Source organism: Paraburkholderia lacunae, from assembly GCF_003353175.1.
Classification (GTDB): Bacteria; Pseudomonadota; Gammaproteobacteria; order Burkholderiales; family Burkholderiaceae; genus Paraburkholderia; species Paraburkholderia lacunae.
In genome coordinates this window covers 347,822-361,139 of record NZ_QHKS01000003.1, presented here as the reverse complement: position 1 = coordinate 361,139, position 13,318 = coordinate 347,822, and the positions used below count along the sequence as shown (strand labels likewise).

Below are 13,318 nucleotides of genomic sequence, written 5' to 3'. Positions count from 1 at the left end.
AGCGGCCCTTCCTGCATCAACCCAGCCAGCGGCGTGCGTTCTGGAACACACGCATCCACGGGCTGCCGTCGTTGCCGCGCTCGCCCCAGCCTTCCGGATGCCAGCTCATCTGCACCGCGCGATGCACGCGCTCGGTGTGCGGCATCAGCACGGTGAAGCGGCCATCCGGCGTGGTGACCGAGGTGATGCCGTCCGGCGAGCCGTTCGGGTTGAACGGATATTGCTCGGTGGCCTGGCCGCGGTGATCGACATAACGCATCGCCACAGCCACCTTCGACGCATCGCCTTGCTGCGAGAAGTCGGCGAAGCCTTCGCCGTGCGCGATCGCGACCGGAATGCGCGAGCCTTCCATGCCGGCGAAGAAAATCGACGGCGACGCCTGCACTTCGACCAGCGAGAAGCGCGCTTCGAATTTTTCCGACTTGTTGCGCGTGAACTTCGGCCACGCTTCGGCGCCCGGAATCATCGACGCGAGGCTGCTCATCATCTGGCAACCGTTGCAGATGCCGAGCGCGAACGTGTCTTCGCGCTCGAAGAACGCGGCGAACATGTCGGCCAGTCGCGCGTTGAAGCGGATCGCCTTGGCCCAGCCTTCGCCGGCGCCCAGCGTGTCGCCGTATGAAAAGCCGCCGCACGCCACCGCGCCGGCGAAATCCGCCAGCGTGGCGCGACCCGACAGCAGATCGCTCATGTGCACGTCGTGCGCGTCGAAACCGGCACGGTCGAATGCGTAAGCCGTCTCGAGGTGCGAGTTCACGCCCTGCTCACGCAGAATCGCGACACGCGGACGCGCGCCCTTGCCAACGCCCCGAAGGAAGTCCCCTTGGGGGAGGCTCCGAGGGAAGTCTCCTTGGGTGATGAACGGCGCGGCGACGTCTTCAGCCGGATCGAATGTGAGGACCGGCGAAATGCCCGGATCGGCCGCGTCCAGCAGCGCGTCGTATTCGGCGTCGGCGCAAGCCGGGTTGTCGCGCAAACGCGAAATGCGCCAGCTCACTTCGCTCCACGCGCGATGCAATTCGGTGCGCGGCGCTTCATAGACCTTCTTCGCGTCGCGGAAGATCTCGATCGTGTCGCGTTCGTTGATCTTGCCGATCACGTGCGAGCACGCCGACAGACCCTGTTCGCGCAACGCGACCAGCACGGCGTCGCGGTCCGCGGCGCGCACCTGGATCACCGCGCCGAGTTCCTCGGTGAAGAGCGCGCGGATCGTGCGGTCTTCGCGGCGGCCGCTGGTTTGCTTCGCCCAGTCTTTGGCGTCGCCGTAATCGGATTCGTGATGCGGATCGAGCACCAGCATGTCGACGTTCAACGACACGCCGACGTGACCCGCGAACGCCATTTCGCACACCGTCGCCCACAGGCCGCCGTCCGAGCGGTCGTGGTACGCGAGCAGCTTGCCGTCGCTATTGAGCGCCTGGATCGCGCTGAAGAAGCGCTTCAGATCTTCCGGATCGTCGACGTCCGGCACCGTGTCGCCGACCTGCTGCGTGACTTGCGCGAGAATACTGCCGCCCAGACGATGCTTGCCGCGGCCGAGGTCGATCGCGATCAGCACCGATTCGCCCACGCCGTCGGTTCCGCTCGCGCGGCGCAGTTGCGGTGTGAGGTGGCGGCGCACGTCTTCGACCGGCGCAAAGGCCGAGATGATCAGCGAGACCGGCGCGACCACTTCCTTCGCGACGCCCTTGTCTTCCCACTTGGTGCGCATCGACAGCGAATCCTTGCCGACCGGAATGCTGATGCCGAGCGCCGGGCACAACTCCATACCGATCGCCTTGACCGTGTCGTACAGCGCGGCGTCTTCGCCCGCTGCGCCGCACGCGGCCATCCAGTTGGCCGACAGCTTGAGCTTATCGAGCGACGCGATCGGCGCCGCCGCGATGTTGGTGACCGCCTCGCCGACGGCCATACGGCCCGACGCCGGCGCGTCGATCACGGCGAGCGGCGTGCGCTCGGCCATGGTCATCGCTTCGCCGCGGAAGCCGGCGTAGTCCATCGTCGTGATCGCGACGTCCGCGACCGGCACCTGCCACGGGCCGACCATCTGGTCGCGCGCGGTCGTGCCGCCGACCGAGCGGTCGCCGATCGTGATCAGGAACGACTTGCTAGCCACCGTCGGGTGACGCAACACGCTGAGCGCGACGTCCGACAGCGCGATGCCGGTGACGTCCACCGGTTCGAGCTTCGTCGCGACGCGCTTGACGTCGCGATGCATACGCGGCGCCTTGCCGAGCAGCACTTCCATCGGCATGTCGACCGGCTGATGCACGGCGCCGTCTTTCTGTTCGGCGTCGATCAGCTTCAGCTGACGCTCGGCGGTGGCCGTACCGATCACCGCGAACGGGCAGCGCTCGCGCTGGCACATCGCCTCGAAGGCCGGCAGATCGGCCGGCGCAATCGCCAGCACGTAACGCTCCTGCGCTTCGTTCGACCAGATTTCGCGCGGCGACAGACCGCTTTCTTCCAGCTGGATCTTGCGCAGTTCGAAGATCGCGCCTTTGCCCGCGCCGTCCACCACTTCCGGGAACGCGTTCGACAGACCGCCCGCGCCGACGTCGTGAATGCTCAGGATCGGATTCTTTTCGCCGAGCTGCCAGCACGCATTGATGACTTCCTGCGCACGGCGTTCGATTTCCGGGTTGCCGCGCTGCACCGAGTCGAAGTCGAGCTCGGCGGTGTTGGTGCCGGTGGCCATCGAGCTGGCCGCGCCGCCGCCCATGCCGATGCGCATGCCCGGGCCGCCGATCTGGATCAGCAGCGACCCTTCCGGCAGATCGTGCTTGTGCGTGTGCTGATCGGAAATATTGCCGATGCCGCCCGCGATCATGATCGGCTTGTGATAGCCGCGCACCAGACCGGCCACGTTCTGTTCGTAAGCGCGGAAATAGCCGCCCAGATTCGGCCGGCCGAATTCGTTGTTGAACGCGGCGCCGCCCAGCGGCCCGTCGATCATGATTTGCAGCGGCGACGCGATGCGGTCGGGACGGCCGTACGCTTCGTGCTTGTCGTTCGGATTGCGGTGCGCGAGAGGCTGCGCAGCGTCGCGGGCGTTTTCCCACGCTTCTACGCCGTCAGGCAATTCCAGATTCGACACCGTGAAACCCGCCAGCCCCGCCTTCGGACGCGCGCCGCGGCCGGTGGCGCCTTCGTCGCGGATTTCGCCGCCCGCGCCGGTCGAGGCGCCCGGAAACGGCGAGATCGCGGTCGGATGATTGTGCGTTTCCACCTTCATCAAGGTGTGCGTCAGTTCGACGTTGCGGCGATAGTGCTCGGGCAACCCGTCTGCGCCGGGTTCGGCCGGCGTGCGCGGGAACCAGCGCTCGGCCATGCCGCCCGCCATGATCGCCGAGTTGTCCGAATACGCGACGATCGTGCCTTGCGGATTCAGCTTCTCGGTGTTGCGGATCATGTTGAACAGCGAGATGTCCTGCGGCTCGCCGTCGATGGTCCATTGCGCGTTGAAAATCTTGTGGCGGCAGTGTTCGCTGTTGGCCTGCGCGAACATCATCAGTTCGACGTCGGTCGGGTTGCGGCCGAGCTTCGTGAACGCGTCGACCAGGTAGTCGATTTCGTCGTCGGCGAGCGCGAGGCCCAGTTCCGTGTTCGCCGCTTCCAGCGCGCCGCGGCCGTTGGCCAGCACGTCGACGGTTTGCAGCAGCTTGGCCGGCAGTTCGTCGAAGAGATGCAGCGCGTGATCGCGCGACGGCGCGACGCTTTCGGTCATGCGGTCATGCAGCGCCGCGGCGACCGCCGCACGGGCTTCGTCGGAGAGCGCCTTCTTGCCGCCCAGCAGGCCGCTTTTCAGCGTGACCGTGTACTCGACGCCGCGCTCGATGCGGCGCACCTGCGTGAGGCCGCACAGATGGGCGATATCGGTTGCCTTGCTGGCCCACGGCGACACCGTGCCGAAGCGCGGCACCACGAGGAAGGTTTCGGCCGAGCCGCGCTCTTTGCTTTCTTCGAATGGATCGCCATAGTGCATCAGCGCTTCGATCTTCGCGTTGTCTTCGGCGCCGAGCGGCGTTTGTGCGTTGACGAAGTGCAGATACTGTCCGCGCACGCCGGCAATGTTGGCGTCGATGCGCGTCAGCGTTTCGAGCAGGCGGGTTTGACGGAAATCGGAAAGGGCCGAAGCGCCGGGGAAACACGAGAAGTGGGCCATGGACTTGACGTTGCGTCGCTAATGATGCCGATGAGTGATGCCGATGAGTCGCGCGTGCAGGCGACGTGAGGCGGAAAGGAAGTCGGGGATTATACCCCGGGAACGGGCTTCCAGCGGGCTTGCAGATAGGGGTTGGCGCGGCGCCGGCAGGGTTGCGGGACCGCCCTGCCTGCCGCTCTCGCGTGGTAAAGCGATCGGTTTGACTGCTATCATTCGCCCTTTCACCAGATCGGCGCGAGCAGCCTGAGCCAGGGCCGGGCTTCGCGCCGCATGCCACGCTTGAGCGGAATGCAGGGCTTCGGTATCCCGCCGGCAAATCGAATCAGAACATGGATGTCATCGTCATCGGCGGCGGGATAGTGGGCGTCGCCACCGCTTATCAGCTGCGCGCGGCGGGCCACAGGGTGTGCGTCGTCGAGCGCCACGCGACCGTCGCGCAAGGCGCGACCTATGGACACGGCGGCACCGTCCTCCCGACCCCGCTCGACGTCTGGTTCGGCCCGACTTTCATGGCGAACCGTCAGGGCGCGAAGAACGGTGTCATCAGCAAGGCCGGCTTCAACGGGCCGGCGCGCCAGTTCGTCAAGCAGCTTGCCGCCTTGCAGGAGCCGGAGACGTTCAGCCGGCAATACGGGCGGCTGCGCCCGCTGATCGAGGCATCGCGTGACGCGATGGCCGACATGGAGGCGCGCTTCGGCCTGGAATTCGAACAGGCGAACGGCCTGCTTTATTTGGTGCGCTCCGCGCAGGAATGGGAACAGACACACACCGCGCTCGAATTGCTGCGTCAATACGAAGTGCCGCATCACGTGCTGACGCCCGCCGAATGCGCCGCGTTCGAGCATTCCGTGCCGACCGATCCGCCATTCGCCGGCGGCGTGCTGTTCGACCATGAGCGCACGGCCAACTGCCCGCTGTTTGCCAAGCTGATCAAACAAACGCTCGATACGCAGGGCGGCGTGCAATTCATGCTGGGCTGCGAAGTGTCGGCGATCCGCCTCGACGGCGAGCGCCCAGCGGTGGAATTGGCGGCGCGCCCCGGCAAGACGTCCCGTTCACGCGAAGTCGACGTCATCAGCGCCGATGCGATCGTCGTGGCCGCGGGCTACGGCAGCTTGCCGCTCGTCGAACGCCTCGGGCTGCGACTGCCGCTGCATCCGCTGCGCCTGCACACCCTGGTTGCACCGATAGCGCATGAGGAATGTGCGCCGCACGTCGCGATCGTCGACGCGGTGAAGCGAATTGCAGTGACGCGGATGAACCATCGTCTGCGGATTGCGGGCGGCGCGGTATTGCAAAGTACCGGCCAGATCGACAAACCGCTCGGCGAAGCCTTGACCAAGGAGGCGCTTGCGCTGCTGGGCCAGGCGACGCACGACTGGCTCCCGGGCGCCGCGCGGATTTCCGCGGCACTGCCGTGGGAGGGGGTCAAACTGCTGTCGCCGGATGGTTTGCCGGTGATCGGCAACGCGTTGCATCCCCGTCTCTTTGTGAATGTGGGTCATGGCCCCGCGGGATGGGGGCTGGCATGCGGAGCCGGGAAACTGGTGACCGATCTCATTGCCGGTGCGGCGCCTGACCTGCCCGTGGATACGTTGGCGGCGCTTCGGCCGGACCGGTTTTGACAGAGGCTTTCTGCCGCGCAGGCAAAAAAACCCACACACCCAATCCGCACGACCATAATGGCGTCAAAAGCTGACTCACCTTGCTAAAAGGTGAACCCCAAGCCGCCGCCATGACCCGATCCGACACCACGTTTGCACAGCTCATCACCCCGCACACCCGTGCGCTCCCCCTCCTCACCCTGACGGACCTGCGGATCCTGGAAACCCAGGCATCGGCAGCGTTGCCGGCTCATACGCTAATGGGCCGCGCAGGCAAAGCCGCCGCGAGCTTCCTGAGCGAGCAAATCACCCGCGACACGTCGGTCGCCAGAACAAGGCACAAAGTGTGGCTCATTGCCGGGCCGGGCAACAACGGCGGCGACGCCCTGGTCATGGCGACGGAACTCCACAAAGCAGGCTTCGCGGTAGAACTCTGCATGCCCATCGAGGTAAAACCCGACGACGCCCGCTGGGCCCTGAACAACGCCCGCGCCGCCGGCATTGCAATCAGCTCGACACTCCCGGCCTCGCTGGACGAATACACGTGGCTAGTGGACGGCATGTTCGGTATAGGCCTGACACGCCCGTTGGAAGGCGTCTTCGCGAGCGCCGCCCGCCAGCTCTCGCAACGCACCAGAACAAACAAAGGCGGCGTGCTGGCGCTGGACACCCCAAGCGGCCTCGACAGCGATACAGGCACGATAGTCGGCGAGGAGCAAAGCGAAGGCGACGCGGTCCGCGCCACCCACACCATCACCTTCATCGGCGCCAAGCCAGGTCTCTTCACCGCACAAGGCCGCGACCTCGCCGGCGCGGTCACGGTGGCGCCGATCGGCATCGACAGCTCCGCCCGCACGGGCGTGCAACTCAACGCGCCCGATCTGTTCGCCGCCTTCCTGCCGTCACGCGATTTCGCCACCAACAAGGGCAGCTTCGGCAGCCTCGCGGTGGTCGGCGGCGACACCGGCATGTGCGGCGCGCCGATCCTCGCATCGCGCGCGGCGCTCTACACCGGCGCGGGCAAAGTGCACGTCGCTCTGCTGGGCGAAGGCGCGCCGCCCTACGATCCGCCGCATCCCGAACTGATGCTCCACGCAATCGACGATCTGCCGCTCGATACGATGGACGCGCTCGCCGTCGGCTGCGGCATGGGCCATCGCGAGCGCGCCACGCAGGTCCTGCACGACGTGTTGTCCCTCGACGCGCCCAAGCTGCTCGACGCCGACGCGCTAAATCTGATTTCGAAAAACCCGTCGCTTGCGGCAGCAGTCACCGCGCGCGGCGTGCAAGGCGATCCGTGCGTGCTGACGCCGCATCCGCTCGAAGCCGCGCGCCTCCTCGGCACCGACGCCCCGGCCGTGCAGCGCGACCGGCTGGCCGCGGCGCGCGCGCTGGCGGCGCGCTTTGCCAGCGTCGTCGTGCTGAAAGGCTCCGGCACGGTGATCGCCGCCCCGGACGGCCGCCTCGCCATCAATCCGACCGGCAATGCCGCGCTCGCGACAGGCGGCACCGGGGACGTGCTCGGCGGCATCATCGGCGCCCTGCTTGCGCAACACTTGCCGCGCTTTGAAGCCGCGCTGGCGGGCGTCTACCTGCACGGCCTCGCCGCCGACACGCTGAGCGCCCAGGGCCACGGCCCGGCCGGCTTGACGGCGGGAGAACTGGCGCCGATGGTGCGGACCTTGCTGAACCAGATGTTCTATCCGGCACCGAATCGATGAACCCGCATCTCGCGCAGTCTGCCGCGAATGCCCACACCGCTGCCGCCTGACACGCAACGCCGCTATACTGATTGACTGCGCCGCCCGACAGATTCATTGCGGGTTGCGGCGAAACTTAAGCGAGCGCTCTCATCCCGAAACAGGCTCGCGAGGCTTCGCCGCAACCGGCGACGAACCCGGCCGCGCGGCATCGCTCTGACAGCATCGTTGCATCATCCTCGGCAGCGCTTCACGCGCGCGCCTTTCTTCGTGCCCTTCGTTAGACGGACGCTATGACGCAGAACTCGCTCCCCTCCTGGTCCTCGCTGCAATCGCATTACGAGAAGATTCGCGATGCGCACCTGCGCGACTGGTTCGCCCCCGAGAACGATCCCGCCCCTACCCGTGCTGAGCGCTTTGCGTTCGCGGGCGGCGGTCTCGCGGCCGATTTCTCGAAGAACCGCATTACCGACGAAACCCTGAAACTGCTGGTGCAACTCGCCCGCGAAGCCGGCGTCGAGAAACGCCGCGACGCGATGTTCGCGGGCGAAGTCGTCAATCCGACCGAAGGCCGCGCCGCCCTGCACACCGCGCTGCGCGCCAGCGACCCGCAGGCGCCGTTCTACGCGCAGGTGCAAGCCGAGCGCGCCAGGATGGCCGCCTTCGCCGACCAGGTGCGCAGCGGCGCCTGGACCGGCTACACCGGCAAGCGGATCCGCCACATCGTGAACATCGGCATCGGCGGCTCGGACCTCGGGCCGAAGATGGTCGTGCACGCGCTGCACCATCTGGCGAGCCCGGAGATCACGACGCACTTCGTGTCGAATGTGGACGGCGCCGATCTGTACAACGTGATGCAGCAGATCGATCCCGAAGAAACGCTCGCGATCATCGTCTCCAAGACCTTCACGACACTCGAAACGATGACCAACGCGCGCTCGCTGCGCGACTGGTTCACCGAGAAAGGCTGCCCGGAAAGCGCGCTCGCGAAGCACTTCGTCGGCGTGTCGGCGAACCCGGCGGAAGTGGTCAGGTTCGGCATCGCGAAAGAGAACGTGTTCGAGATGTGGGACTGGGTCGGCGGCCGTTATTCGCTGTGGTCGGCGGTGGGCCTGTCGATCATGATCGCGATCGGTCCGCGGCAGTTCGGCGAACTGCTGGCCGGCGCCGACGAAATGGACCAGCATTTCCGCGACGCGCCGCTCGACAAGAATCTGCCTGTGCTGCTCGGCATGATCGGCATCTGGTATCGCAACTTCTTCGGCTCGCAAAGCTATCTGGTCGCGCCGTATTCGGAAGCACTGCATTTCCTGCCCTCGTACCTGCAACAGCTAGAGATGGAGAGCAACGGCAAGTCGGCACGGCTGGACGGCGCCATGGTCGACTATCCGACTTCCGCCGTCACGTGGGGCGAGCCGGGCACGAACGGTCAGCATGCGTTCTTCCAGATGCTGCACCAGGGCCCGACCATCGTGCCGATCGACTTCATCGCGGTGCTGACGCCGGAGCATCCGCTCGTCAGCCATCATCCGAAGCTGCTGGCCAACTGCTTCGCGCAAAGCGAAGCGCTAATGCTCGGCCGCACGCTGGAAGAAGCGAAAAAAGTGGCTGGCGCGGACAAGCCGGAACTGGCGCCGCATCTGGTGTTTCCGGGCAACCGTCCGACCAGCACGCTGCTGGTCGACGCACTGACCGCGCGTTCGCTCGGCGCGCTGATCGCGCTGTACGAGCACAAGGTGCTGGTGCAGGCGTCGGTATGGAACATCAATCCGTTCGATCAATGGGGCGTCGAGCTGGGCAAGATTCTCGGCAAGGTGGTCGAGGCGGACCTGACGGCGGCAAGCGTCGATGCGGCGAAACACGATTCGTCGACCTCGGCGTTGATCGCGCGGGCACGTGCTGCGTTAAAGCGTTGAACGTGAGCGGCGCGCCTGTTCGCGCCGAATGCGCTTGCGCTGGCCGCTCTATCGCGGCCGGTTGGCTGCGTTGGGTTGCGGTAGCGGGTTGCGCTATTGGATGACCTCGGCTGGAGTGAAAAGCGGGCCCTCGCGGCCCGCTTTGCTTTTGTACGAACGATTGGCATGTGCCGGGCGGTGCGGCGCCACGCTCAGGCCAAGCGCCCCGCCTCGATCGTCACCGTCGTATCGCAGCGGCGCGCAAGCTCGATGTCGTGCGTGACGAGAATCAACGTAGCGCCGTTCGCGCGATTCATCTCGAACATCAGGTCGATCACCGCATGACCCGTAGCCGCATCGAGACTGCCGGTCGGCTCGTCGGCAAACAGGATCGCCGGGTGCGTGACGAACGCACGCGCGAGCGCGACGCGTTGCTGTTCGCCGCCCGACAGCAGCTTCGGATAATGACCGGTGCGCTGCCCGAGCCCCACCTGCTCCAGCAAGCGGCGCGCTCGCGCCGCGGCCTCGCGGGTGCCGATGCCCCCTTGCAGTTCGAGCGGCAAGGTGACGTTTTCGAGCGCCGTCAAATGCGGCATCAGTTGAAACGACTGGAACACGAAACCGACCGAGCCGCTGCGCAATGCGGCGCGCTCATCTTCGTTCAGTTCGGTGAGTTCGCGGCCCAGCAGCCGAACCGAGCCCGAACTCGCGCTGTCCAATCCTGCGAGCAAGCCAAGCAGCGTAGACTTGCCCGACCCGGACGCACCGACGATCGCCACACTGCTGCCGGCCGCGATGGCAAGATCGATATCGTCGAGAATCGTCAGTTCGCCCGTAGCATCCTTAACCCGCTTGCTCAAACCCCGCACGTCAATGACTGGATCAGTTTTGTTTAGCATGGTGAAGCGTAGGTTGAAAGTGCGCGCCAAGGCACCTCGCGCTGCGGCGCTGACTACGGGATTCGGCTCCGCCGTGCTGGCCGCAGCCATGTTTTCGACGCCCTTCGTGGCTCGTGCCGCCAACGCGCCCGACGCGGCCAAGCCGGTGATCGTCGTGCTCGGCGACAGCATCTCCGCCGAATACGGCCTGCCCCGCGACACCGGCTGGGTGGCCTTGATGCGGCGGCGCCTTAACGACGAGCGAATCGATTATAGCGTCGCCAATGCAAGCATCAGCGGCGACACCACGAGCGGCGGCCGGGCCCGCTTGCCGGCGCTCCTGCAAAGACTCAAACCGAGCATCGTGATCGTCGAACTCGGCGCCAACGATGCGTTGCGCGGCGTGCCGCTCGCCACCACCGAGGACAACCTGCGCACGATCATCGAGCAGGCTCAGCAAGGTCACGCGAAGGTCGTGCTGGTCGGCATGTATGTACCGCCTAATTACGGCCCGGACTACACACAAAAGTTCCACGGCCTCTACGGCGAACTGTCGAAACAACTGCGCGTGCCGCTAGTGCCCTTCCTGCTCGCGGGCATCGCCGACAAACCGGAGATGTTTCAGGCCGACCAGATTCATCCGACGCAACAGGCACAACCGGTGCTGCTCGACAACGTGTGGCCGGCTGTGAAGCCGTTGCTGCGCACAAGTTCGCCGCGCTGAGAAGTTCGCGAACAACCTGCTTACGAAAATCGGGGAACATGGATCCGGAAGGTCCATCGGATTATTGCGCAATCTATGCAAGCCGGCTCGATTCCGAGCGAATTTTGACGAGATAACGTGAAATACGTACCGTTAATCGCGTTGACCGTGGCAATTTTCGCCCCTGCCGCTTAACCGCCCACGGGCGGCCAGTCGGTTGGACAAAACCAGCAACGAGTTTGCGCTCGTCAAACCCGTTAATAAAAAAGCCCCGCAATCGCATTGCGGGGCTTTTTTGCATCTGCGCGTTTCGTTGTACCGCGCGCTGACCGATTTGCCGGAACCGAAGCTTATTCGCCGCTCGCCTGGGCGTTGCTGCTGTCGAGCGAACCGTAGAACTTCACCTTCGCCCGTTCACGCAGCGCTTGCACGTAAGCCTCTGCTTCGGACTGCGCGTCGACTTGCGCAATCTGCTGTTGTGCCGCTGCCAGACGCTGCGGATCGACTGGCGCGCTCGCCGCCACCGAGTTCACGCGATAGATCGCATAGCCGTCGTTGCCGAGATCGACGCCGACATAAGCCGGGAGTTTTTGCGCATCCGCTTTGTAAATTGCACTCAACGCCGCAGGCGGAACGCCTTGTGCCTGGTTACGCGACACCTTCACCGGCGACGAGAAGCCCGTCGTGGCATTCGACTTCTGCAATTCGGCGAGCTTCGCAAGACCGTCCTTGTGCGCCGCCTCGTTCGACTGAGCCGCGATCTCCTTCTGACGCACCGCGTCCTTGATGGCAGCGAGCGCCGGTACCGCCGCGGCCTTGTAGTCCGTCACGTGCGCGGCGATCAGCGTATTGCCGCCGACGTCGATCGCTTGCGTGTTGTTGCGCGCCGTCACCGCATCGCTTGCGAACACGGCGGTGAGGAATTTCGCGTTGTTCAGCGGGCTATCCGGCGGCAGTTTCGCGTCGGCTTGCGGCGTAACCGTGGCCGTTTGCAATTGCAGTTTGTACTTGTCGGCGGCCGGCTGCAGGCTCTTCGCTTTTTCGTAGACGAGCGACGTGAAGCCTTCCGACTCGTCGCTGAAGGTCTTGCTCGCCTGCTGCGTCCTGACGTCTTTCGCAATCGCCTCCTTCACTTCGTCGAACGGCTTGGTGACGGCCGGCTTCACGTCCGTGACCTCGACGATGTGATAGCCGAAGTCGGTCTGCACAATGCTGCTGACTTCGTCTTTCTTGAGAGCGAACACGGCGTCGTCGAATGCCTGGCCGCCCGCGATCATGCCGCGGCCGAAGTAACCCAGGTCGCCGCCTTTCGATGCGGAACCCGGATCCTGCGAGTTCTGTTGCGCGATCTGCGCAAATTGATCCGGATGCGCCTTGATCTGCGCGAGCACCTCTTCGGCCTTCTGCTTTGCCTTGGCCTTGTCGGCAGCGCTTGCGTCTTTCGGCGCGGCGATCAGGATGTGGCTCGCGCGCACCTGGCCCTCGGTGCGGTACTTCGCAATGTTGTCGTCGTAATACTTTTTCAGATCGGCGTCGCTCAGCTGCACCGCGGCCGCGAGCGTTGCCGGCGACAACACGAGGTACTGGATCGTCGCCGTGGCCGGCGTGGCGAAGTCGTTGCGATGCGCGTCGTAATAGGCCTGCAGTTGCGCGTCGGTCGGCTGCACCTTCGCTGCATAGTCGCGCGGATGGAACGCGATGCCCTGCACTTCGCGCTGCTGTTCGGCGAGTTCGGTCAGATGCTGTGCGAGCGTCTTCGACGTGAACGCGCTGCCCTGAATGCTGCTGGGTAGTTGTTGCGTGGCGAGGCTGTAGCGCACACGCTCGTCGTATTGATCGGGCGTCATGCCCTGCATCGCGAGCAATTGCTTGTAACGGTCGACGTCGATCGACCCGTCGGGATTCTTCAGCGACGAGATCACCGGATCGCTCAGCAAGACGCGCCGCACGGCCTCGTCCGAAGCGGTCAGATGCAAGCGCTGCGTTTCGTCGGCCAGCACGCGCTGCTCGATCAAACCGTCGAGCATTTCGCGACGGCGCTCCGGCGTGTCGAACAACTTCATGTCGAACTGCGCACCCAGCATCTGGCGGGCGCGGTCGAGCTGCTGACGCATGGCGCCGTCATACTCAGCGCGGGTGATCTTGTGACCGTTGACGCCGGCGACGTTGGCACTTTCGTCAAGAAAGCCGCGGAAGCCTTGAATACCCACAAAACCCAACCCCGGCACAATGACGAGGATGAGCATGAACATCATCAGGCGTTTGTGATTGCGGAAAAAATCGAGCATGCGTGAGGGGTGCCAAAAACAGAACGCCCGATCTTACAACAGCGGGCAATAAAAAAGGCGAACCGGAGTTCGCCTTTCGAGGATA

7 protein-coding genes are annotated in these 13,318 nt (G+C 65.0%); 4 read left to right on the top strand and 3 right to left on the bottom strand.

Annotated features, from left to right (window positions below; translation table 11 throughout):
- Positions 1-16: 16 nt before the first annotated feature.
- Complete coding sequence (purL, locus tag DLM46_RS06495) at positions 17-4,165, bottom strand: phosphoribosylformylglycinamidine synthase (RefSeq protein ID WP_115099924.1); 4,149 nt, start codon at positions 4,163-4,165, stop codon at positions 17-19.
- Positions 4,166-4,494: 329 nt separating this feature from the next.
- Between purL and DLM46_RS06490 the strand changes: the two genes are divergently transcribed.
- The 3 genes from DLM46_RS06490 to pgi all read left to right on the top strand — a co-directional run bounded on the left by DLM46_RS06490 (position 4,495) and on the right by pgi (position 9,385).
- Positions 4,495-5,790: an FAD-dependent oxidoreductase gene (locus tag DLM46_RS06490; RefSeq protein ID WP_115099923.1), complete on the top strand. Its 1,296-nt coding sequence runs from the start codon at positions 4,495-4,497 to the stop codon at positions 5,788-5,790.
- A gap of 110 nt (positions 5,791-5,900) precedes the next feature.
- Positions 5,901-7,490: an NAD(P)H-hydrate dehydratase gene (locus DLM46_RS06485; RefSeq protein ID WP_115099922.1), complete on the top strand. Its 1,590-nt coding sequence runs from the start codon at positions 5,901-5,903 to the stop codon at positions 7,488-7,490.
- 272 nt (positions 7,491-7,762) lie between these two features.
- Positions 7,763-9,385 carry a glucose-6-phosphate isomerase gene (gene pgi / locus DLM46_RS06480; protein WP_115099921.1) on the top strand — a complete coding sequence of 541 codons (1,623 nt, stop codon included), beginning with the start codon at positions 7,763-7,765 and terminating at the stop codon, positions 9,383-9,385.
- 191 nt (positions 9,386-9,576) lie between these two features.
- Here pgi and DLM46_RS06475 read toward each other — a convergent pair whose 3' ends face one another.
- A complete protein-coding gene (locus DLM46_RS06475; RefSeq protein WP_115099920.1) occupies positions 9,577-10,263 on the bottom strand; it encodes an ABC transporter ATP-binding protein in 687 nt (228 codons plus the stop codon).
- Here DLM46_RS06475 and DLM46_RS06470 point away from each other — a divergent pair.
- The gene (locus tag DLM46_RS06470) at positions 10,262-10,966 is read left to right on the top strand and encodes an arylesterase (protein WP_115099919.1); all 705 of its coding nucleotides are present in this window, start codon (positions 10,262-10,264) and stop codon (positions 10,964-10,966) included. The genes DLM46_RS06475 and DLM46_RS06470 overlap by 2 nt on opposite strands.
- 329 nt (positions 10,967-11,295) lie before the next feature.
- On the opposite strand, the gene DLM46_RS06465 is transcribed toward DLM46_RS06470, so the two are convergent.
- The gene (locus DLM46_RS06465) at positions 11,296-13,233 is read right to left on the bottom strand and encodes a SurA N-terminal domain-containing protein (RefSeq protein WP_115099918.1); all 1,938 of its coding nucleotides are present in this window, start codon (positions 13,231-13,233) and stop codon (positions 11,296-11,298) included.
- Positions 13,234-13,318: the final 85 nt, after the last annotated feature.

What these genes read in the sequence shown, in the direction of transcription:
- purL (WP_115099924.1), bottom strand. Translation starts at nt 4,165, where the DNA reads ATGGCCCACTTCTCGTGTTTCCCCGGCGCTTCGGCCCTTTCCGATTTC.
- DLM46_RS06470 (WP_115099919.1), top strand. Translation starts at nt 10,262, where the DNA reads ATGGTGAAGCGTAGGTTGAAAGTGCGCGCCAAGGCACCTCGCGCTGCG.
- pgi (WP_115099921.1), top strand. Translation starts at nt 7,763, where the DNA reads ATGACGCAGAACTCGCTCCCCTCCTGGTCCTCGCTGCAATCGCATTAC.
- DLM46_RS06485 (WP_115099922.1), top strand. Translation starts at nt 5,901, where the DNA reads ATGACCCGATCCGACACCACGTTTGCACAGCTCATCACCCCGCACACC.
- DLM46_RS06465 (WP_115099918.1), bottom strand. Translation starts at nt 13,233, where the DNA reads ATGCTCGATTTTTTCCGCAATCACAAACGCCTGATGATGTTCATGCTC.
- DLM46_RS06475 (WP_115099920.1), bottom strand. Translation starts at nt 10,263, where the DNA reads ATGCTAAACAAAACTGATCCAGTCATTGACGTGCGGGGTTTGAGCAAG.
- DLM46_RS06490 (WP_115099923.1), top strand. Translation starts at nt 4,495, where the DNA reads ATGGATGTCATCGTCATCGGCGGCGGGATAGTGGGCGTCGCCACCGCT.